18 protein-coding genes are annotated in these 20,441 nt (G+C 64.0%); 7 read left to right on the top strand and 11 right to left on the bottom strand.

Going from position 1 to position 20,441, the window contains the following annotated elements:
- Positions 1–2 precede the first annotated feature (2 nt).
- Positions 3–1,277 carry a mechanosensitive ion channel domain-containing protein gene (locus tag G4G27_RS08025; RefSeq protein WP_183112841.1) on the bottom strand — a complete coding sequence of 425 codons (1,275 nt, stop codon included), beginning with the start codon at positions 1,275–1,277 and terminating at the stop codon, positions 3–5.
- Between the two features lie 55 nt (positions 1,278–1,332).
- Entirely contained in the window at positions 1,333–1,962 is a 630-nt protein-coding gene (locus G4G27_RS08020; RefSeq protein ID WP_183112840.1) for a carbonic anhydrase, read from the bottom strand.
- A gap of 65 nt (positions 1,963–2,027) precedes the next feature.
- Between G4G27_RS08020 and lipA the strand changes: the two genes are divergently transcribed.
- Together lipA and G4G27_RS08010 are read left to right on the top strand one after the other, a co-directional pair.
- Positions 2,028–2,948, top strand: coding sequence for a lipoyl synthase (gene lipA, locus G4G27_RS08015; RefSeq protein ID WP_183112839.1), 921 nt, complete (start codon positions 2,028–2,030; stop codon positions 2,946–2,948).
- Positions 2,948–3,439 carry a type II toxin-antitoxin system RatA family toxin gene (locus G4G27_RS08010; RefSeq protein WP_183112838.1) on the top strand — a complete coding sequence of 164 codons (492 nt, stop codon included), beginning with the start codon at positions 2,948–2,950 and terminating at the stop codon, positions 3,437–3,439. The genes lipA and G4G27_RS08010 overlap by 1 nt, the downstream gene beginning before the upstream one ends.
- Here the strand turns inward: G4G27_RS08010 and G4G27_RS08005 are convergent.
- The 5 genes from G4G27_RS08005 to G4G27_RS07985 all read right to left on the bottom strand — a co-directional run bounded on the left by G4G27_RS08005 (position 3,367) and on the right by G4G27_RS07985 (position 7,548).
- Positions 3,367–3,900: a CinA family protein gene (locus tag G4G27_RS08005; protein WP_183113688.1), complete on the bottom strand. Its 534-nt coding sequence runs from the start codon at positions 3,898–3,900 to the stop codon at positions 3,367–3,369. The genes G4G27_RS08010 and G4G27_RS08005 overlap by 73 nt on opposite strands.
- A 2-nt stretch (positions 3,901–3,902) precedes the next feature.
- Positions 3,903–4,436, bottom strand: coding sequence for a hypothetical protein (locus G4G27_RS08000; protein WP_183112837.1), 534 nt, complete (start codon positions 4,434–4,436; stop codon positions 3,903–3,905).
- Positions 4,433–5,626, bottom strand: a complete 1,194-nt coding sequence (locus G4G27_RS07995) for a bifunctional 2-C-methyl-D-erythritol 4-phosphate cytidylyltransferase/2-C-methyl-D-erythritol 2,4-cyclodiphosphate synthase (protein WP_183112836.1) — start codon at positions 5,624–5,626, stop codon at positions 4,433–4,435. The genes G4G27_RS08000 and G4G27_RS07995 overlap by 4 nt, the downstream gene beginning before the upstream one ends.
- Before the next feature lie 407 nt (positions 5,627–6,033).
- On the bottom strand, positions 6,034–7,020 hold the full coding sequence (locus G4G27_RS07990; protein ID WP_267134682.1) for a L,D-transpeptidase: 987 nt from the start codon (positions 7,018–7,020) through the stop codon (positions 6,034–6,036).
- Positions 7,021–7,023: 3 nt separating this feature from the next.
- The gene (locus G4G27_RS07985) at positions 7,024–7,548 is read right to left on the bottom strand and encodes a GNAT family N-acetyltransferase (RefSeq protein WP_244624602.1); all 525 of its coding nucleotides are present in this window, start codon (positions 7,546–7,548) and stop codon (positions 7,024–7,026) included.
- A 191-nt stretch (positions 7,549–7,739) separates the two neighbouring features.
- Here G4G27_RS07985 and G4G27_RS07980 point away from each other — a divergent pair, with 191 nt between their 5' ends.
- Entirely contained in the window at positions 7,740–7,922 is a 183-nt protein-coding gene (locus tag G4G27_RS07980) for a hypothetical protein (protein WP_183112835.1), read from the top strand.
- On the opposite strand, the gene G4G27_RS07975 is transcribed toward G4G27_RS07980, so the two are convergent.
- The 4 genes from G4G27_RS07975 to G4G27_RS07960 form a co-directional block, all read right to left on the bottom strand.
- Positions 7,919–8,548, bottom strand: coding sequence for a response regulator (locus G4G27_RS07975; RefSeq protein WP_183112834.1), 630 nt, complete (start codon positions 8,546–8,548; stop codon positions 7,919–7,921). The genes G4G27_RS07980 and G4G27_RS07975 overlap by 4 nt on opposite strands.
- Positions 8,538–10,082, bottom strand: a complete 1,545-nt coding sequence (locus G4G27_RS07970; RefSeq protein WP_183112833.1) for a PAS domain-containing sensor histidine kinase — start codon at positions 10,080–10,082, stop codon at positions 8,538–8,540. The genes G4G27_RS07975 and G4G27_RS07970 overlap by 11 nt, the downstream gene beginning before the upstream one ends.
- A gap of 62 nt (positions 10,083–10,144) precedes the next feature.
- On the bottom strand, positions 10,145–11,200 hold the full coding sequence (locus tag G4G27_RS07965; protein WP_183112832.1) for an acetate kinase: 1,056 nt from the start codon (positions 11,198–11,200) through the stop codon (positions 10,145–10,147).
- Positions 11,197–13,596: a phosphoketolase family protein gene (locus G4G27_RS07960; RefSeq protein ID WP_183112831.1), complete on the bottom strand. Its 2,400-nt coding sequence runs from the start codon at positions 13,594–13,596 to the stop codon at positions 11,197–11,199. Before G4G27_RS07960 ends, G4G27_RS07965 begins: the two co-directional genes overlap by 4 nt.
- Before the next feature lie 1,022 nt (positions 13,597–14,618).
- On the opposite strand from G4G27_RS07960, the gene dusB reads away from it, so the two are divergent.
- Genes dusB through G4G27_RS07940 form a run of 4 tightly spaced genes read left to right on the top strand, consistent with a single transcriptional unit; the run spans position 14,619 to position 20,438 of the window.
- Complete coding sequence (dusB, locus tag G4G27_RS07955) at positions 14,619–15,617, top strand: tRNA dihydrouridine synthase DusB (RefSeq protein ID WP_183112830.1); 999 nt, start codon at positions 14,619–14,621, stop codon at positions 15,615–15,617.
- 4 nt (positions 15,618–15,621) lie between these two features.
- The gene (locus G4G27_RS07950; RefSeq protein ID WP_183112829.1) at positions 15,622–16,695 is read left to right on the top strand and encodes an ATP-binding protein; all 1,074 of its coding nucleotides are present in this window, start codon (positions 15,622–15,624) and stop codon (positions 16,693–16,695) included.
- Entirely contained in the window at positions 16,692–18,158 is a 1,467-nt protein-coding gene (gene ntrC, locus G4G27_RS07945; protein ID WP_183112828.1) for a nitrogen regulation protein NR(I), read from the top strand. The genes G4G27_RS07950 and ntrC overlap by 4 nt, the downstream gene beginning before the upstream one ends.
- A 30-nt stretch (positions 18,159–18,188) precedes the next feature.
- Positions 18,189–20,438 (top strand): ATP-binding protein, encoded by a 2,250-nt coding sequence (locus G4G27_RS07940; RefSeq protein WP_183112827.1) that lies wholly within the window; start codon positions 18,189–18,191, stop codon positions 20,436–20,438.
- The last annotated feature ends 3 nt before the right edge of the window (positions 20,439–20,441 follow it).

Raw genomic sequence — 20,441 nt, 5'->3', positions numbered from 1 at the left:
GCTTACGGATCGGGAACTTGCTCAGAGCGGATATTCACGTCGCGCTGCGGGAAGGGCAGCACGATTTGGTTGTCGCGGAACAGGATCAGCAGCCGGTTGAGGATTTCGGATCGAACACCACCCACACCGCCCTCAGGGTCGGCGATCCAGGCAAGAATCTCGTGATCGATCGAACTCTCGCCGAACGCCTTCAGCCAGACCCTTGGGGCGGGATCGGCGAGCACCCGATCCGAGGCGAACGCCGCCTCCAGCATCAGTTTCTGCGCGAGCAGGATGTCGGACGAATGAGACACGCCGATCGGGATATGGATGCGCACGTTGCGGCTGGAATAGGACCAGTTCTCGACCGGCTCGGTCATCAGCGTTTCGTTCGGGATCAGATGTTCCTTGCCGTCGCGCGTGACGACCGAGACCGCGCGGATGCCGATCTTGGTCACCGCGCCGAACGTATCGCCGACGACGATCACATCGCCCGGCTTCACTGACCGATCCATCAACAGGATCAGCCCGGCCATGAGATTGCCGAAGGTCTTTTGCAGGCCGAACCCGACCGCCAGGCCGATAGCCCCGGAAAACACCGCCAGCGCAGTCAGGTCGATACCGAGCAGGTCGATACCGAGCAACACCGCGACCATGATCACCGCGATCCCGCCAAGCTTCTGCACCAGCACGCGCTGCGAAATATCGAGATGCGTCAGCCGCGCGATCGAATGGACCAGGATGCGGTTGATCAGTCGCGCCAGCACGAACAAGATCGCCGCGACGAGGATGAAATTGACCAGACCGAGCATCGAGATTCGCCGCGAGCCGACATTGAATCCGATGCCGTCGAGCGCATCGATCATCGGCCGTAGTCCGCCCAGCGTGCCCGCCGCGGTCGCGACGAAAACGGCGAGCGCCAGGATACTCGCCAAGGCCATGCCGAGCCCGAAGGTCCGGCCGATACGATAGACCAGCATCGCAAGGGCAAAGCCGAGTCCCAGCGCGACGATCATCAGGGCGACCGTCACCCATGACGTGACATTGCCGGCGACGATCAGGATCAGCGCCATGATCGAATAATGGATCAGTCCCTTGACGAGCTTGCCGCTCGCGTCATCGGCGCGTTCGGTCCAGCGCAGCAGGGCACGGGTGATTGAGGGCGTCGCTCGGGCTGCGATGATCCAGCCGAGCCAATAGGCACCGACCACCAGCAATGCCGCGACGACGATCGGTTCGATACCGAGAGTTTGCGGGATCGGCAGGCCGAGCCCGGCAAGCCATTCGCGCCACTGCATATGCTTTCCCCAAACGGCGCTAATGGCCGCCGCCATGGTGCCGTGCGGCGGCTATTCAGGCAATATCGAAGCGGCCGTCCTCATCCATCACATACAACATGCCATCGGCGATCGCGAAATAGGCACCGTGCAGCCTGAGTGTGCCGGCCGCTTCCCGCTCGGGAATGCACGGAAAGGTGCGCAAATTGGCAATGCTGATCCGCACCGTTTCCATTTCGAGTGCGCGGACCGCGCTTGCGCCGGTGCCCATGCGCGACACGATCTCATCGCGCGCGTCGTCGAGCAGGTCGATCCAGTGCGCGATGAAACCGCCTTCACCCGGTGCCTTGCCGGCAAATTCCTGACTGATCGAGGCATGGACACCGCCGCACGAGCCATGCCCCATCACCACAATTTCCGACACTTCAAGCTGGGTGACCGCGAATTCGAGCGCGGCGGAGACGCCGTGGCGGCTGCCGTCGAGTTCGAACGGCGGGACCAGATTGGCGATGTTGCGCACGACGAAGATTTCGCCGGGCAAGGTATCGAAGATCTGCGCCGGATCGACGCGGCTGTCCGAACAGGCGATGACCATCACCCGTGGCTTCTGCTTGTCGATCAACTGAGCCCATCGCGCGCGTTCGCGCGACCAATTCGAATCATGAAAACGGCGATAGCCGTCGATGAGGTGAGCAAATCCGGTCATGCGGCTTCTCTTGCACCGGGGACGGGGGGTGGCAAGCGCGTCAAAGCATCGCTATCTGCGACTTCATGAACGAGATGACTCCGCTCCCCCGCCCGGAACGCCAGCGCAAGCCCGACTGGATCCGTGTCAAAGCGCCGACCAGCGTCGGTTTTGCGGAAACCAAGGCGATGATGCGTCGGCTCAACCTCAATACGGTGTGCGAAGAGGCGGCGTGCCCGAACATCGGCGAGTGCTGGACCAAGAAGCACGCCACGGTGATGATCCTGGGCGACACCTGCACCCGCGCCTGTGCGTTCTGTAATGTGAAGACCGGCATGCCGCGTGCGGTCGATGCGCTCGAACCGCAGCACACCGCCGACGCGGCGGCCGAGCTTGGTCTCGAACATATCGTCATCACCTCGGTCGATCGTGACGATTTGCCCGATGGCGGCGCGTCGCAATTCGTCAAGGTGATCCAGGCGCTGCGCCGCACAACACCGAAGACGACGATCGAGATACTCACACCGGATTTTCGTAACAAGGCGCAAGCCGCGGTTGAATCGATCGTCGAGGCACGACCCGACGTCTATAACCACAATCTCGAAACCGTCCCTCGGCTCTACCCGACGATCCGGCCCGGCGCGCGGTATTACGCGTCGCTGCGTTTGCTGGAGAGTGTCAAGCGGCACGATCCATCGATCTTCACCAAGTCCGGCGTGATGGTCGGGCTGGGCGAGGAGCGGCTCGAGGTGCACCAGGTGATGGACGATATGCGCTCCGCAGATATCGATTTCCTGACCATGGGCCAGTACCTCCAGCCGACCCCACGCCACGCCAAGGTGCTGGACTTCGTCACGCCGCAAGCGTTCGACGCCTATGCCGCAATCGCACGCGCCAAGGGTTTCCTGCTGGTTGCGGCGTCGCCGCTGACCCGGTCGAGCTACCATGCCGGTGACGATTTCGCGGCGTTGCGTGCGGCAAGAGAGGCAAAGCTCGCTCGCGCCTGATGCCCCGCCACGCCGAAACCCGCCGGCTGCCCTATAGCCGCGAACAGATGTTCGACCTGGTCGCCGATGTTGGGCGCTATGCCGAATTTCTGCCCTGGGTGACCGCGATCCGGGTGCGATCGAACAGTTCGACCGAGATGGTCGCGGACATGATCGTCGGCTTCAAGGGACTGCGCGAGACCTTCACCTCGAAGGTCGAGAAGCAGCGCCCCGACCATATTCGGGTCGATTATCTCGACGGGCCGCTCAAACATCTGCGTAACGAATGGATTTTCCGCCCCGATGGGGACGGTTGCCTCGTCGATTTCACGGTCGATTTCGCGTTCAAGAACCGCATGTTCGAAATGCTTGCCGGGCAGGTATTCGGCTCCGCCTTGCGCAAGATGATCGGCGCGTTCGAAGAGCGCGCGGCGGTGCTTTATTCAGGGTCGGCAAGGACAGGGACGGGGGCCGGCGCGACCAGCAGTTCGAGCGCACACAACGCCGCTTGAAGCCTGACGCCGCCGCGACCGAGGTCACCGAAATCCTTGCGATCGGCGACGATATGCGCAGGGTCAGCGCCCTTTTCGGCACGCGCGAAGACCACTGTGCCGACCGGCTTCTTCTCCGTGCCGCCACCCGGTCCGGCCACGCCGGTGATCGCGACCGAGACATCCGCACCGCTCATTTCAAGCGCGGCTTGCGCCATGCTCCACGCCACCGCGATCGACACCGCGCCGAAGGTTTCCAGCACGTCGGGGCTGATCTTGAGCAATTCGAGCTTGGCGTCGTTCGAATAAGTGACGAAGCCGGCCTCCAATATATCCGAAGAGCCCGGAATCTCGGTGATCGCGGCCGCCACGAGACCGCCGGTGCAGCTTTCGGCGACGGTGATCCTGCGCCCCGCGACACGATTGCTGTCAACGACGCGCCGGGCGGCCTCGACCAGCTCGGCGGGCAGGATGGTATCCATGGTCACGACGCGGTCATCGGGCAGATCGGCAGATTCTGCTTCGCACCCTTGTCCTTGCTCAATTGCAGGATCGTCACGACTAACTCGGCCGCGTCGCGCGGCGGCAGCGGGGCGATGAGCGTCGTGATACGGTTGATCGCCGGGCAGTCCTTCGCCTTGATATCCTTGGTGATCAGCGGCGCGACGATCGCCGACATCAACGTCCGTGCCGCATCGGTGTCGAGGATGACGCTCAGATCCTGGCCGGACATCTTCGATATCGCCGCCTTGGCCAGCGGCCAGGAAATATCGGCTTGCCCGCGATATTTGTCGAAGAATGTGCCCGAGGTCTGCCGCACCAGCGCGTTTGCCGGCAAGGTCGAGGAACAGATGATCCCGACAGAACGGAGAGCATCCGGCGCGACGTAGAGCATCAAGGCGGTCGCCTCGGGCGCTGTGACGCAGGGCTTGGTTGCTTCTCCCGCCTGCACGCCGGTCGCCGCGAGACCAGCCCATAAGGCGATCGCCGTCGTCAGCCCGATCCGCTTCGTCGTCATAGTGCATCCCCCGTGATCCTGATCGTCGCGATCGCCTGCGCGGCGATGCCTTCGCCGCGTCCGGTGAAGCCGAGACGCTCGGTGGTCGTTGCCTTGATGCTAATCTGGCCGGCGGTGAGCCGCAACAGCGCCGCGACGCGGTCGCGCATCGCCGCGCGGTGCGGGCCGATCTTCGGTGCCTCGCAAATGATCGTCAGGTCGATAAAATCGATGATGCCGCCACGTTCCCGGATCAGCGCGGCGGCGTATTCCAGGAACTGCGCCGAATCCGCGCCGCGCCACTGCGGGTCGCTGGGCGGGAAGTGCGTGCCGATATCGCCCGCGGCAATCGTGCCGAGCAAGGCATCGGTGATCGCGTGGAGCGCGACATCGGCATCGCTATGTCCCGACAGGCCCTTGTCGTGCGGGATCAGGACGCCACCTAGCCATAATTCTTCACCTTCGGCCAGGCGATGGACGTCATAACCGCTTGCGCTGCGCACGCGCATCGTTGCGGCATGACGCGCCTCGGCACTCGCGAAATCGGCCGGATAAGTCACTTTTTCGAGCATCGTGTCGCCTTCGACCAAAGCCACGGCCGCTCCTGATTTACGCAGCATCTGCGCGTCGTCGGTGGGTTCGTCGCCGCTCCAGCCGCGATGTGCGGCGAGGATCGCGTCGAAGCGGAACGCCTGAGGCGTCTGGATACGGAACAGGCCGTCGCGCGAAACGCCCGCGCCAAGCACCTCCATGCCGCGCGCAAGCGTGTCGGCGACGGGCAGGGCGGGAACCGCGCCGGCATCCTCGTCCAGCGCGGCGAGCAGGCGATCGATCACCGCCACGGGCAGGAAAGGGCGGGCGGCATCGTGGATCAGCACGCGATCGATGTCGGTTTCGGCGAGATGCTCCAGCCCCGCCAGAACCGACAGGCGTCGGGTGGCGCCACCGGTCACCCGCTCGACCAGGCCGAGCGCCTTGTCGAGTTCGGCATCCTGACCGTCGCCGATCACGACGATCACCCGGTCGATCGCCGGATGCGCGTCGAGCGTGGCATGGCTGTGCGCAATCATCGGCTTGCCCGCGACGGGTGCGAACTGCTTCGGGCCGTCGCCACCACTGCGCAGGCCCTGGCCAGCAGCGACGATGATCGCGGCAATGTGAGGTCGGGCGGGGCGAGGTGAGGCGGGGCGGGAGGCAGGACTGACCGTCATGCCGATCGCCTAGCCCATGCCCGACCGCCTCGCCACCCGCTATTCGGCGCGCGCAATGGCCGATCGCAGCGGTGCCAGGCCAACGGTGCGGGTATCTTCATGCCGAAGCGATAACGGTTGCCGGGCGGCGTTTGAATCCTGGGATAGCGGCGGTGGCGGCAAGGACGACCGATGGGTGCGGAGATATGTTACACCGGTCGTGTTGCATATCCTTGGCCAGCCCGGCGCAGAAAGGCTTGGAATATATCGCAATATCAATATGATATTCCTTGTCCTGCGCTGGTCCCGGATTGACGTTCGTCGTTCCGATGTTGGACCATGTAACGAATCTCCGGTCGCGGATTTGGCATCGTTCGGCCGCTGTTGCCGCTCTGAAACGCTCTCTAAAGCAGACCTTCACAGCCGGCCTAAGGAGCTGCAGTGCCTTTGTCGCCCGCCGTCAGCACAACGATATTCGTGCCTGTCCCGCTGCTACGGAGTGAGTCGCGCGTGACCAGCAACGTGGTGCCTGGGCTCAGGATACCGTCGAGCAGAACGCGAAAGGTCTCGGGAAGATGCGCTCGGCCCCGCTCAATGGGGGTAAGTTCTGGCGCAGTCGGCTTTGGGTTGCCGGGTAGCGGTAGCCTCAACCAGTGGATGCCAGCCGAATCGATGCTTTTCAGCGTGAAGGCCTCCGTTCTGTCAACCGGACCATCTATGGTGATCGCCGCGGATCCGATCTCTATGCCATTTCGCAGTACAACGACGCGACGGTCTCGGCCGCTGACGACGATCGATATCGGGCCGGCGGGGGACCTGTCCGGCCGCCAAGTATAATGTTCGGGCGGTTGATGCGTGTCATCCGGTTCAGCGGCGATGATACCCGGTGCGGACGATATCACCGGCGCCTCAGCGTCGTCGGTGATAATGACGGTGAGACCCAGGCGAGTGACGCCGAACAACAGTTTGGCAAACGCCAGGGGCAGCCGCACACAGCCGTGAGAATCGGGATAACCGGGCAGATGGCCGGCGTGTAATGCGATCCCGCCCCAGGTCAGCCGCTGCATGAACGGCATCGGTGCATCCTTGTAGAGATTGGATGTGTGGTCCGCGTCTTTCTGCAGGATCGTAAATATGCCGGTCGGGGTTCGATAACCCGGCCGACCGCTCGATATCGTCGAAACGCCGATCGGGAGGCCATTGCGATAAAGATAGGCGCGCTGCGTCTTGAGACCGACGATCATCGTCACAGGCCCGGCCGGCGCGATGTCCGGTGCCCACAGGAATTCGCCGGGCTTGAGCGCTTCGACCGCGCCATCGCTCGACGCTGGCGGCGTTTGCGCGGTCGCAGCTGTATTCATTCCCATCAGCGCGACCACGGCCGCGTACCGCAACAGCGCATGTTTTCCGATCACCGATCAGCGCCGGTCGAGCTGACGGCTGACGAGCATCAGAGTCGAGTCGCCAGGATAGGGCGCGACGGTGAAGCCCATGTCGCGTTCCAGTTCGATCGCCTGGTGATTGTCGCGGCTTTCGATCGCTTCCAGCGTGTGCACGCCCTTCGACTCCGCATAGCGGGCGATATAGGCGAGCAATTCCCAGCTGATCCCCTGATGCTTGTGATCCTCGCGGATCGCGATCGCGACCTCGCCATGCTCGAACGCCGCGTCACACGCGAGCATGCCGGTCCCGATCATCATCGATCCATCGGCAGTGAAGGCGAGAAAGTTTTCCGCATGATCATGGTCGAGATGAGTGAGGGCGGTGATCTGGCTGGTGCCGACTTCATTCAGGCCAGTCAGGAAACGGAAGCGCAGATCGGCGCGAGTGACATGCGAGAAGAAATCCTTCAGCGTTCCATCGTCCTCATACAAAGCAGGCCGGACGTGGAAGCGGAAGCCGGTTCGCGTGGTGAGCATATCACCTGCCTTGGTCTGATTCACGCTGGATATCCTTGATCGGAATGGCTTTCCCGAGAAGGATGTACCCAATGCAGCCGGGTGCGATCAGCGTCGGAAACCACGTAGATCGAGCGGGCATTTCCAGAGTCTGGGTCCTAAGTAGATTCCGACCCGGCCGGTCCGAAATCAAACCAGCTAGAGCCTGCTCATCGCTCAACGATGAGGAGATCGCCATGCCGAAGCGCCATAACGAAATCACCTATATCGAAACCCGTCTTGCCAAGACGCTGCGCCAAGCCGAACATTCTTCGGGCGAATGCGACCGGGCAGCGCATGAGGGATTGGCCGATCTCTATCGTTCCCAATTGGCCGAGTTGCGCAAAAATCTGACGATGCCGAACCGAGCGCTCGTCTAGCCCTCGGCTGGTGGACCGCCGAAACCGGCGACGAACGCTATCCGCAACACGTCGGAAATACTGCGTACGCCGAGCTTGTGCGTCAGGTTCGATCGATGGACTTCCACGGTACGGGTGGCGATGCCGAGCTTATAGGCGGTGATCTTGTTGGCCTGTCCGCGCACCATGCCGTCAAGTACCTCGCGCTCTCGCGGCGTCAGCACAGCGAGGCGCAACGTCGCCGCGGCGGCGTCCATCTGCCCGGTCTGTGCGGCGCCGAGCCGCTCGAATGCTTCCTCGACGGCGCGCAGCAGGGTGTCCTTCTCGAACGGCTTTTCGAGGAAGTCGACCGCGCCGGCCTTGATCGCGCGCACCGACAGGGCAATGTCGCCATGGCCGGTCAGCATCACGATCGGCAGGGCGATGCCCCGCTCGCCGAGCAATCGCTGTACTTCCAGCCCGTCGAGTTCGGGCATGCGGATGTCGAGCAGCACGCAGCCCGGCTCTACGTTGGCGGCGACTGCGAGGAAAGCGACGCCGGAGGCATAGGTTTCGACCCGGAACCCGCTCATGCGCAGCAGGAAACTGGCGGAACGGCGGATCGCGTCTTCGTCATCGATCAGATGGATAAGCCGCTCATCCGCCATCGATATCATCCAGGTCCGCGCGCAGGAGCGTGAAGTGGAATTCGGTGCCGTCGTCCGGCAGCGCATTCGCCCAGATCGCGCCGCCATGCGCTTCGATGATCGTACGGCAGATCGACAGGCCCAAACCCATGCCTTCCGGCTTGCTCGAGGCGAATGCCTGGAACAGACGATCGGCGACGCCGGGCGCGATACCGCCGCCGGTGTCGGCGATGGTCACCTGCATATGATCGTCGGCGGCGCGTGTCGCAATCGTCAGGATACGGCGTGGGGTGTCCGCCATCGCCTGGATCGCATTGCGGATGAGGTTGACCAGCACCTGCTGGATCTGGACGCGATCGGCCCGCACCACGGTATCCGCGTGGGAATATTCCGTCACCACCCGGATTCCGGCGGCGCGCGCGCCGATCAGTGCAAGCTGCGCGGCCTCCTCGACCATCAGGTTCAGTGGCTCAGGCCGCTGGCTGACCACGCCATGAGCGACGAAATCGCGCAATCGGCGGATGATATGGCCCGCGCGGATCGACTGCGCCGTCGCATCCTCCATCACCTCGCGTGCCAGCGCCAGTGTTTCGGGCGTCGGATCATCGAGCAGGCCCCGTGCGCCTTCGAGATAGTTGGTGACGGCGGTCAATGGCTGGTTGAGTTCGTGCGCCAGCGTGGAGGCCATCGTGCCCATCGCGCTCAGCCGCGAGACGTGGATCAGTTCGGATTGCAGGTCCTGCAAACGAAGTTCGGTACGCCGCCGCTCAGTGAGGTCGCGGATGAAGCCGGTGAAGATGCGCCGGTCACCGACCAATGCCTCCCCGACCGCGAGTTCGAGCGGGAAAGTCTCGCCGTTGCGGCGCAGGCCGGTGACCAGCCGCACCCGCCCAATCACCTTGCGCTCCCCGCCACCCATGTAATCGACGAGGTAGCCGTCATGCCGGCCACGATCCGGTTCGGGCATCAGCACCGAGACATTGCGGCCGATCACGTCCGCTTCGACATGGCCGAACAAGCGCTCCGCCGCCGCGCTGAACGAGGATATGGTGCCGGCTTCGTCAATGATGATCATCGCGTCGGGCACGGTGTCCAGGATGGAGCGCAGATGCTCTTCACGCCGTGCCAGCGCGGTTTCCGCCGCTTTCTGTTCGGTAAGATCGCGCACGACCTTGCCGAAGCCGCGCAACGCGCCGGTCTCGTCGTGCAATGCCGTCATCGTGACGCAAGCGACGAATTCCGAGCCGTCGCGGCGGACGCGCCAGCTTTCTTCCTCCAGCCTGCCCTCGGCAGCGGCGCGCGCCAGATCGGCGGCGGGTTTGTCCGCCGCGATATCATGCGGCTGATAAAAAACGGAGAAATGCCGGCCGACGATTTCGGCCTGGGTCCACCCCTTGATGCGCTCCGCCCCGCGGTTCCAAATCGTCACATGCCCTTGTGGGTCGAGCATGTAGATCGCGTAGTTGGTCGCCCCGTCGATCAACAGACCGAGCTCTTCCGCCAGGGTGCCGGGATTCAGGATGCCGGGTTTCAGGGGGATCGCGCGAATCCTCATATCGGGCGATGCAGCGCAACGCCGGGCCGATCGCGTACCACCTCCACGCCAGAAAATGCCTATCAAATCGGCGACTTGCCCGACGCCGCACACAGCACGGCACGAGCGTCGGACGCGATTCTATGGCCCTCTTGCGACGGCATCACGCGCACAGCGACCGTCGCGGGATAGGGATCGCTTGCGACCGGCACGCCGGCCCAGGCCAGATCGCGGCAGATATCGGCCCGGGCTTCCGCATCATTTTCGCCGATTCCGCCGGTGAAGACGATCATATCCGTCCCACCGAGCACAGCCATCATGGCGGCAATCTGTTTTGCCGCCGATCGGCAGAAGATCGCGATGGCGAGCTTCGCGTCTTCCCCCGCCGCCGCGCGCAATTCGCGGATATCGCCGGATATGCCCGATATGCCGCGCATCCCCGATTGACGATCGATCAACGCCTCCAGCGCGGTCGCATCCAGTCCTCGCTCGCGCATCAGGTACAACAACACACCCGGATCGAGATCGCCGGTACGTGTCGCCATGACGACCCCGCCCGACGGGGTCAGTCCCATGCTGGTGTCGACCGATCGGCCATCCCGCACGGCGGTAATGCTGGCGCCGCTGCCGAGATGCGCGATGATCAGCCGCGCCGGGCGCCCGGCCCCGAGCTGGTCGAGGATCGACTGGCAGGACAGGCCATGAAAACCATAACGACGGATGCCAAATGCGTGGAGCGCCCTGGGCACCGGCAGCGTCGCTGCGATATCGGGGAGGCCGGCATGAAAACCGGTGTCGAAGCATGCGATGTGCGGCCGGTCCCGCCAACGGGCCTGCGCGGCCGCGATCAAGGCGAGCGATGCGGGGCCGTGTAGCGGCGCGAAGGCGGTGGCACGTTCAAGGCGGGCGATGACCCCGGCGTCGATCAGGACGGGGGCGGACAAATCCGGCCCGCCATGCACGATGCGGTGGCCGACCGCGTCCGGCCGCACGTCACCCAGCGCATCCGCGATCTTGTCGAGTGTCGTGTCGGCGGGGTCGGCTTCGCCTGCCGATACTTGTTCCGTCGTGCCAAATCCGACTTCATACAGCCCAAATTTCAGCGACGACGATCCCTCGTTCAGCGTCAGGACCTTCATCGGATCCAGCGCCAGTCGTTAATCTCTGGCAGGTCGTCGCCATGCTCGGCGATGTACAGTTTGTGGCGTTCGATCGCGGTCCAATATTGCGCGCGGGCATTGGGGATCAGGTGGCGCAGCCGCGGCACGCGTTCGACCGCATCGAGCGCCAGCCGATAACGATCGAGATCGTTGAGCACGACCATGTCGAACGGCGTGGTCGTGGTGCCTTCCTCCTTGAATCCGCGAACATGGATATTGGCATGGTTGGGCCGTTTGTAGGTCAGCTTGTGGACCAGTGACGGATAGCCATGGAACGCGAAGATCACCGGGCGGTCGACCGTGAACAACGCCTCGAACGCGCGATCGTCGAGGCCGTGCGGATGTTCGGACTGCGGTTGCAGCACCATCAGGTCGACCACGTTGACGACGCGGATACGGATATTGGGGATGTTTTCGCGCAGCAGCATCACCGCTGCCATCGTCTCCAGCGTCGGCACGTCACCGGCACAGGCCATTACCACGTCGGGCTCGCCCGCATCGCTCGCGAAATTCCACACGCCGGCGCCCGCGGTGCAATGGCGCACTGCATCGTCGATGCCGAGCCATTGCCATTCGGGCTGCTTGCCCGCGACAATGACGTTCACATAATTGCGGCTGCGCAGGCAATGATCCGCCACCGACAACAGGCAATTGGCATCGGGCGGCAGATAGATCCGCGCCACGCCCGCCGTCTTGTTGGCGACATGATCGATGAAGCCAGGATCCTGATGCGACAGCCCGTTATGATCCTGCCGCCAGACATGCGAGGTGAGCAGATAGTTGAGCGACGCGATCGGCCGCCGCCACGGGATACTGTCCGAGACCTTCAACCATTTGGCATGCTGGTTGAGCATCGAATCGACGATGTGGACGAACGCTTCATAGCATGAGAACAACCCGTGCCGCCCGGTGAGCAGATACCCCTCAAGCCAGCCCTGACAGAGATGCTCGCTCAGCACCTCCATGACGCGGCCATCGCGATCGAGATGCTCGTCCACCGCCGCGGTTTCCGCCATCCACGCCTTGCCGGTCACCTCATACACCGCCTGCAGCCGGTTGGACGCGGTCTCGTCGGGGCCGAACAGCCGGAAGTTCGCGGCATCGAGGTTGAGCGCCATGGTCTCGCGGAGATAATTGCCCAGCACGGCGGTCGCCGCTGCCTTCACCCCGCCCGCCACCGGCACGGTCACCGCGTGATCGCGAAAGTCGGGCAGGGCCAGCGGCACGAGCAGCGCACCGCCATTGGCGTGCGGGTTCGACCCCATTCGCCGGTGCCCGGTCGGCGCGAGCGAGGCATAGTCATCAAGGAACTTACCGTTGGCGTCGAACAGCTCATCCGCGCGGTAGCTGAGCAGCCATTGCTCAAGCTGGCGGAGGTGCTCAGGATCGGTGAAATCGGCGATCGGGACCTGATGCGCGCGCCAGGTGCCCTGGACGGGTTTGCCGTCGACGACCTTCGGCCCGGTCCAGCCCTTTGGCGTTTCCAGCACGATCATCGGCCAGCGCGGGCGTCCATTGTCCGACAAGCCGTTGCGCGCGGCGCCCTGAATCGCGCGGATCCGCTCCACCACCATGTCGAGCGTCGCCGCGAGCGACTGATGCACGATATCGGGATCGTCGCCCGTAACGAAGAATGGCTCATGGCCATAACCATGCATCAATTCAGTCAGCTCCTCGCGCCCGATGCGCGCCAGCACGGTCGGGTTGGCGATCTTGAAGCCGTTGAGGTGCAGGATCGGCAGCACTGTGCCGTCGCGCGCGGGATTGAGGAACTTGTTGCTGTGCCAGCTTGCCGCGAGCGCGCCCGTCTCGGCCTCGCCATCGCCGATTACGCAGGCGACGATCAGGTCGGGATTGTCGAACGCCGCGCCATAGGCATGGGCGAGCGAATAACCCAGTTCGCCACCTTCATGGATCGACCCGGGTGTTTCCGGAGCGACGTGGCTGGGGATACCGCCCGGCCAGGAGAATTGCCGGAATAGCCGGTCCATGCCGCCCCGGCTGCGCTCGATCGCGGGATAGGCTTCGGTGTACGACCCCTCAAGATACGTGTTGGCCACGATCCCCGGCCCGCCATGCCCCGGGCCGATGACCGCGATCATATCGAGATCATGTTCGACGATAAGCCGATTGAGATGAACATAGAGCAGGTTGAGCCCCGGCGTCGTGCCCCAATGGCCGAGCAGCCGCGTTTTCACGTCGCCAATCTCCAGCGGCCGGTCGAGCAGCGGATTGGCGCGGAGGTAAATCTGCCCGACCGAAAGATAGTTCGCCGCGCGCCAATAGCCGTGCATGCGCCGCAGCATGTCGGGCGACAGTGGGCCGGCGGCGTTGTTTCCGGACCGCTCGATCGCGGCCATCGTCATATCGGTCATATCGGCGTCCCGTCGGGTCGTGTCTTGTCTTGTAGGCCGGCCATAGGCGGCGCGCGCGCACGCGATCAGCGTCGGAAACTACGCAGACGACCGCGCAATTTACCTACTTTCCGTCGCTGCCCGCGCCGTCGCTCCCGCCCTAGGGATGCCCTCATTCGAACAGTGGAAAGACAGCTCGCATGGGGTGCGGGGTTTTCCATGCCGGTGCGGTAGCAGTCGCCGCGCGGCGTTTGAATTCGGGACAATGCGACGGTGGCAGCCAAGGATCGCCGATGGGTGCAGAGATATGGAACACCGGTAATGTCCGATATCCTCGGCCCCTCCTGCCCAGAAAAATTGAGGAATATATTGTAATATCAATGTGATATACATCTTTCTGCGCTAGTTATGGATTGGCGTTTTCCGTCCCGGTGTTGGACCGTGTCCCGAATCCCCGGTCGCGAATTTGGCCTCGTCCAGCGGATCGCGTGGCTGCAGGCGACCGCAATTGGTGGACGCCATCGTGACCAATTTATGGTACCAAGGTGCATCCCTCACCCCAACCGGGGAAGCGGGATGAAAGGGCGGGATTACACCGTCTTCATTGGGGGCTGCCTTGGGCAAGGCATGTTCGGATTACGGTGACGGTGACAGTCCACTTTTCTCTGTCATAGCGGTCGGGCGCTCGGCTGACGGTCACGTAGCTGCACCACATGATGTTTCTCTTCAACCGCGGCGGGAACCGCGGGAACATCAAGTGATCAGAGCAGACCCGCGATCAATCCGGCTCTAAGGAGAAAGGCGAGATATGAAGCGCTGACGACGAAGACCGGCGATCACAAACGAAAACGCTGTGAGGCGGTAATTATTGCAACTGCTGCAAGAATGGATCTGACGAGCGTCAACGCAGTCCGCCCGTGCGCCCAGCGCACCAAAAGCCGACGGTCGGCTAATGGCCCAATCCCGGTCATCAGGTTTCGCACCGCACCACCAACTTGCCATCCCCACCCATTTCCACTACTGCCCGTTTTTCAGGCACATTCATGAAAACCCTCTCCCCCATCCAGATCGGACCTGTCCGGATCGAACGCCCCGTCGTGCTCGCGCCGATGACCGGGGTGACCGACATGCCGTTCCGCAAACTCGTGCGCCGCTATGGCTCCGGCCTTAATGTGACTGAAATGGTCGCAAGCCAGGCCGCGATCCGTGAGACGCGTCAGTCACTGCAAAAGGCGGCCTGGGATCCGATCGAGGATCCGGTGTCGATGCAATTGGTCGGCTGCACGCCTTTTGAAATGGGCGAGGCGGCGAAGCTGAGCGAGGATCGCGGGGCGGCGATCATCGACATCAATATGGGCTGCCCGGTGCGCAAGGTGACCAATGGCGATGCCGGTTCGGCGCTGATGCGCGATCTCGACAATGCCGGCGCGATCATCCGGGGCGTGGTCGATGCGGTCAGCGTGCCGGTGACGCTCAAGATGCGCATGGGCTGGTGTCACGACAGCCTGAATGCGCCGGAATTGTCACGCATTGCCGAGGATCTTGGGGTCAAGCTGATCACCGTGCACGGCCGCACGCGTAACCAGATGTATAAGGGGAGCGCCGACTGGGCGTTCATCCGCCAGGTGAAGGATGCGGTGGGCGTGCCGGTGATCGCCAATGGCGACATCTGTTCGATCGAGGATGCCGAGGCGGCGCTGGAGCAATCCGGCGCCGATGGCATCATGATCGGCCGCGGTGCTTATGGCCGTCCCTGGCTGCTTGCCCAGGTGATGGAATGGTTCGCCAGCGGCCGACGCTTGCCCGATCCAAGTATCTCCGAACAATATGATGTTATTGCAGAGCATTATGACGAGATGCTCGCGCACTATGGTATCGAAACCGGCGTCAATATGGCGCGAAAGCATATCGGCTGGTACACGCGCGGGCTGCACGGATCGGCCGAGTTCCGCAATCGCGTCAATCAGATCGCCGACCCCAAATTGGTGCAGGCGATGCTGGCGGAGTTCTACGCGCCCTGGCGTACCCAGGCGGCAGCGTGACGTCATGACCGCACCGGACGATGGTACCGGTCCGGAATTTTCTCATCTTTTTGCCGCGTTGCCCGTGGCGGTGCTGGTGGTCGATCCCGAGGGCAGGATCGCGCATGCCAATGCCGATTGCGAGGCGCTGCTCAATCTGTCGGAACGCGCGATGATCGGCCAGCCGGTCGAAGCGGTGCTGCAGTCGCCGCGCGCCGACAATGGCCGCGACAGTCACGGCTTTGCCGCGTTCGATATCGAGGTCGAAACCGCGCGGGCAGGGCGGGTGCGGGTGGATTTCATCGAAACCCTGGTCGCCGATTATCCCGGCTGGCGGGCGATCACCCTGCATCATGCCGCCGCCTCGCGCCGGATGGGGCATAGCGCGGACCGCGCCTCCGCCGCGCGCGCCGCGGTCGGCGCGGCGGCGATGCTTGCGCACGAGATCAAGAATCCGCTCTCGGGCATTCGCGGCGCGGCGCAATTGCTTGCCGGCGGCGGGGAGGGGGCGGAGGAGCTCACCACGCTGATCACCACCGAGGTCGACCGGATCGCGGCGCTGATCGACCGCATGCAGGATTTCACCGACACCCGCCCGCTCAATCCCGTGCCGGAGAATATCTATCCGTTGCTCGACCATGCCCGCCGCGTGGCGCTGGCTGGCTTTGCGCGTGACGTCACGATCGAGGAGCGCTTCGATCCGTCGCTGCCACCGGCCCTGGTCGATCGTGACGCGATGCTTCAGGTGATCCTCAACCTGCTCAAGAACGCGTCCGAGGCGATGGTACATCAGGCCGATGCGCGCATCACGCTGTCCACCGCCTTTCGCCACGGCATGGCGGTGAGCGCCGCGCCGGGCCGCCCGCGCCAGCCTTTGCCGATCGAAATCTGCGTGATCGACAACGGCCCCGGCGCGCCGGCCGATATCGCCGACCATCTGTTCGACCCGTTCATCTCGGGCAAGCCGGAGGGGCAGGGGCTTGGCCTCGCCCTGGTCGACAAGCTGGTCCGCGACATGGGCGGGATCATCCAATATGCCCGCGAAGGGATGCCCGAAGCGACCGTCTTCCGCATCCTGTTGCCGAGAGGAAGTTCATGATCGGCTCCATCCTGGTTCTCGACGACGATACCGCGATCCGCACCGTGGTTGCGCAATCGCTGCGGCGAGCGGGTTATGACGTCATGACGGTGGCGACGTTGGCCGAGCTCGATGTGCAACTGGCAATCAAGCTGCCGGATGTGCTGATCTCCGACGTGGTGCTGCCCGACGGCAATGGCCTGGACCGCGTCGCGCGATTGACCGCCGAGCACCCCGCGCTGCCGGTGATCGTGCTGTCGGCGCAGAACACGCTGAGTACCGCGGTGCGCGCGACCGAGGTTGGCGCCTATGATTATCTGCCCAAGCCGTTCGATCTCGACGCCCTGTCGCGTGCGGTGCAGGGAGCGCTGGCGCGGCGTCAGGGTGCGCCGTTCGAATCGGTCGATGCGGAGGACAGCGCGCTGCCGCTGATCGGCCGGTCGCCCGCCATGCAGGACGTCTATCGCGTGATCGCCCGGGTGGTCTCGAACGACCTGACCGTGCTGATCTCGGGCGAATCCGGCACCGGCAAGGAATTGGTCGCGCGCGCGATCCATGATCTCGGCACGCGTCGCCGCTCGCCGTTCGTCGCGCTGAACATGGCCGCGATCCCGCGCGAGCTGATCGAGGCCGAACTGTTCGGTCATGAACGCGGCGCCTTTACCGGCGCGCAGGCACGATCGGCCGGCCGGTTCGAACAGGCGGCCGGCGGTACCTTGTTCCTCGACGAGATCGGCGACATGCCGATGGAGGCGCAGACCCGGCTGCTTCGCGTGCTGCAATCGGGCGAATTCACCACCGTGGGCGGCGCGCGCACGATCCGCGCAGATGTCCGCATCGTCGCCGCGACCAATCGCGAGCTGGCGCAATTGGTCAGCGGCGGACAGTTTCGCGAGGATCTCTTCTATCGGCTGAACGTCGTGCCCGTGACGCTGCCCGCGCTCCGGGCGCGGCGGCAGGATATCGCGCTGCTCGCGCGACATTTCCTCGACAAGGCGGCGGAGAGCGGCCTGCCGCGCAAACAGCTCGATCCCGCCGCGATCGTCGCGCTGGAGAATTATGACTGGCCGGGCAATGTCCGCGAGCTCGAGAATATCATGCGGCGCATCGCGGTGCTCAGCCGCGACGAAAGGATCGGTGCTGACGAGGTCCGGGCGATGCTCGGCGGCAACGCGACTGCGGCGGTCTTCGAGGGCGATCCCGGAATCGAGGCAGCGGTGCGCGCGCGACTCGAACGCCTGGCGCGCGAGGAGCCCGCGGCGCTCGATGACGGGTCGCTTTACGACCGCATTATCGGCGAGGTCGAGCGGCCATTGATCGAAGCGATGCTCGCGCGCCACGGCCAAAACCAGCTGCGCGCTGCGCGGGCGCTGGGAATCAACCGCAACACGCTGAGAAAACGGCTCGATATGCTGGGCATCGACCCAGCGGCGGGCGGTCGGCCGAGGCTGACATCGGTTGAGAGGTTGGATTCTGTGTTCTAATTGCAACTATAACGTTGTATCAAAGACACGATGCACGCCGGATTGGCTCCTTCGACTGTAGAGAAAACGCCGAACCGCCGGTTCAGTGTCACGCCTTTTGTCGAGCTGCTCGTACTCGGCGGCGCGATCGCGATCGCGGTTGGCACTTATTTCGTCGTGACCGGTGGCGAGGCGCCGCAACGTTCGCTGACCCCGACGATCATCGCGCTGTTGCTGGTCGCCAACCTGCTGCCGGGTATTGCCCTGATGGTGCTGCTCGGGCGGCGCGTGGCGATGCGGCGCGCAGCGCGGTCGCCGCTGGGTGGGCGGGGGCGCCTTCACGTCCAGCTGGTGGCAATGTTCTCGATGGTCGCCGCCGTTCCTACCCTGCTGGTCGTGATCTTCGCTTCACTGCTGTTTCAATATGGCGTGGAATTCTGGTCCTCGGACCGTGCGCGCGGGATGCTGGAAAATGCCAGCGCTCTGGTGCGCGAGAACTACCAGCGCGAGCTGGACCGGGTCGCGGATCAGACCAAGGCGATGAGCGGCGATCTGGCCGCCGATCTGCGCCAGTTGCCGATGGAAAGCCGCAGGTTCCGGGAGTTACTGTTCCTACAGACCTATAATCGCGAATTGTCCGAAGCGGTGATCCTGCGCCGCAATGAGAAGGACCCGCTCGCCGTCCTCAACCCCTATGGCCGGCCGTTGGAAAATATCGTCACCGCGCAGATGATGGATGATATCGATCGCGGCGCCCCGTTCGTCACGGTGCAGAACAATGACCGGGCCGGCGCGGTGGTTGCGCTGGACTATGGCAGCCACACTTATCTCTACACCGCCAGGGTGTTCGACGAGCAACTCGCGGCGCAGCTCAAGCGCGGCGATGCGATCCTGGCCGATTATCGCGTGCTGCAGTCGCGTTCGCGCGCGTTGCAGTTGCGCTTCAATGCCGCACTGCTCGGCATCTCGCTGCTGATCGTCGGCATTGCAGTATGGATCGCGCTCGCCGTGGCCGACCGGCTGGTGCGTCCGGTCGGCGAATTGGTCGCCGCCGCGCGCCGGGTCAGCGATGGCGACCTGACCGCGCGTGTGCCCGCGCCCAAGACCGCTGATGAAGTCGGCACGCTGGCGAATGCCTTCAACCAGATGACCGGGCGCTTGCAGGAACAGACCGGCGCGCTCGAGAGCCGCCGCGCGCTGATCGAAGCGGTGATGTCGGGCGTGTCGGCGGGCGTCGTCTCGGTCGCCAGCGACGGCACGATCCGGCTGATCAACCGCTCAGCGACCGAATTCCTCAACACCGGCGACAGCAACCCGGTGGGCCGCCCGCTCAGCGTCGTTTCCCCCGAACTGGCGGCGTTGATCGGCAGCGATGCGCGCGATGCAATCGTCGAGATCGATGCCGGCGGCGAAGCGAAGACGCTCGCGGTCAAGATCGCACGATCCGAAGATGGTCCGATCCTGACCTTTGACGACATCACCCAGCAATTGCTCGATCAGCGCCGCGCCGCCTGGTCCGACGTCGCGCGGCGCATCGCTCATGAAATCAAGAACCCGCTGACCCCGATCCAACTCGCCGCCGAACGGCTGCAGCGCCGTTACGGCAAGCAGATCGCCAGCGACGATGGCACATTCGCACGGCTGACCGAGACGATCATCCGCCAGGTCGGCGACCTGCGCCGCATGGTCGACGAATTCTCCTCGTTCGCGCGCATGCCCAAGCCGTTGTTCCGGCCCGAATCGATCGGCGACATCGCCAAACAGGCGCTGTTCCTGCACGAGGTCGCGCATCCGGCGATCCGCTTCGTGATGATCAACGACCAGCCCGGCCTGGAACTGGTATGCGACCGCCGCCAGATCGGCCAGGCGCTGACCAACATCGTGAAGAACGCGGTCGAAGCGATCGAAGCGATGGGCGGTGAAGTGGCGGGCAACGAAGCGGGGGGCAGCGAAACCGCCGGCGAAGTCACCATGACGCTGAACGGCGAGAATGGCCGTTCGGTCATGATCCGGATCGCCGACAATGGCGTGGGCCTGCCGGCAGCCCGTGACCGCATCGTCGAACCCTATATGACGACGCGTGCGCGCGGCACCGGCCTGGGTCTGGCGATCGTCAACAAGATCGTCGAGGAACATTGCGGCACGATGTCGTTCGGCGACCGGGAGGGTGGGGGCACACTCGTAACCATGACATTCGACGCGGCGGCTCTGGCCGCGCTGGATGCCGGCGATGGCGCGGACGCCCGCGCCGTCGACAGCGACGATCGTCGCCCCACTGAACTCACACGAAATCGGACCTGACCA

The sequence above is a fragment of the Sphingomonas sp. So64.6b genome, assembly GCF_014171475.1.
GTDB classification, from domain to species: domain Bacteria; phylum Pseudomonadota; class Alphaproteobacteria; order Sphingomonadales; family Sphingomonadaceae; genus Sphingomonas; species Sphingomonas alpina_A.
Note: the sequence above shows the minus strand (reverse complement) of the source record. Positions and strands in the feature narration are given on the sequence as shown.

Excerpts from the sequence above, each read along its gene's own strand:
- G4G27_RS07965 (WP_183112832.1), bottom strand. The coding sequence starts at position 11,200 with ATGAAGGTCCTGACGCTGAACGAGGGATCGTCGTCGCTGAAATTTGGG.
- G4G27_RS08010 (WP_183112838.1), top strand. The coding sequence starts at position 2,948 with ATGCCCCGCCACGCCGAAACCCGCCGGCTGCCCTATAGCCGCGAACAG.
- G4G27_RS07960 (WP_183112831.1), bottom strand. The coding sequence starts at position 13,596 with ATGACCGATATGACGATGGCCGCGATCGAGCGGTCCGGAAACAACGCC.
- ntrC (WP_183112828.1), top strand. The coding sequence starts at position 16,692 with ATGATCGGCTCCATCCTGGTTCTCGACGACGATACCGCGATCCGCACC.
- dusB (WP_183112830.1), top strand. The coding sequence starts at position 14,619 with ATGAAAACCCTCTCCCCCATCCAGATCGGACCTGTCCGGATCGAACGC.
- lipA (WP_183112839.1), top strand. The coding sequence starts at position 2,028 with ATGAACGAGATGACTCCGCTCCCCCGCCCGGAACGCCAGCGCAAGCCC.
- G4G27_RS08025 (WP_183112841.1), bottom strand. The coding sequence starts at position 1,277 with ATGCAGTGGCGCGAATGGCTTGCCGGGCTCGGCCTGCCGATCCCGCAA.
- G4G27_RS07950 (WP_183112829.1), top strand. The coding sequence starts at position 15,622 with ATGACCGCACCGGACGATGGTACCGGTCCGGAATTTTCTCATCTTTTT.
- G4G27_RS08005 (WP_183113688.1), bottom strand. The coding sequence starts at position 3,900 with ATGGATACCATCCTGCCCGCCGAGCTGGTCGAGGCCGCCCGGCGCGTC.
- G4G27_RS07940 (WP_183112827.1), top strand. The coding sequence starts at position 18,189 with ATGCACGCCGGATTGGCTCCTTCGACTGTAGAGAAAACGCCGAACCGC.
- G4G27_RS07975 (WP_183112834.1), bottom strand. The coding sequence starts at position 8,548 with ATGGCGGATGAGCGGCTTATCCATCTGATCGATGACGAAGACGCGATC.
- G4G27_RS07980 (WP_183112835.1), top strand. The coding sequence starts at position 7,740 with ATGCCGAAGCGCCATAACGAAATCACCTATATCGAAACCCGTCTTGCC.
- G4G27_RS08000 (WP_183112837.1), bottom strand. The coding sequence starts at position 4,436 with ATGACGACGAAGCGGATCGGGCTGACGACGGCGATCGCCTTATGGGCT.
- G4G27_RS08020 (WP_183112840.1), bottom strand. The coding sequence starts at position 1,962 with ATGACCGGATTTGCTCACCTCATCGACGGCTATCGCCGTTTTCATGAT.
- G4G27_RS07970 (WP_183112833.1), bottom strand. The coding sequence starts at position 10,082 with ATGAGGATTCGCGCGATCCCCCTGAAACCCGGCATCCTGAATCCCGGC.
- G4G27_RS07995 (WP_183112836.1), bottom strand. The coding sequence starts at position 5,626 with ATGACGGTCAGTCCTGCCTCCCGCCCCGCCTCACCTCGCCCCGCCCGA.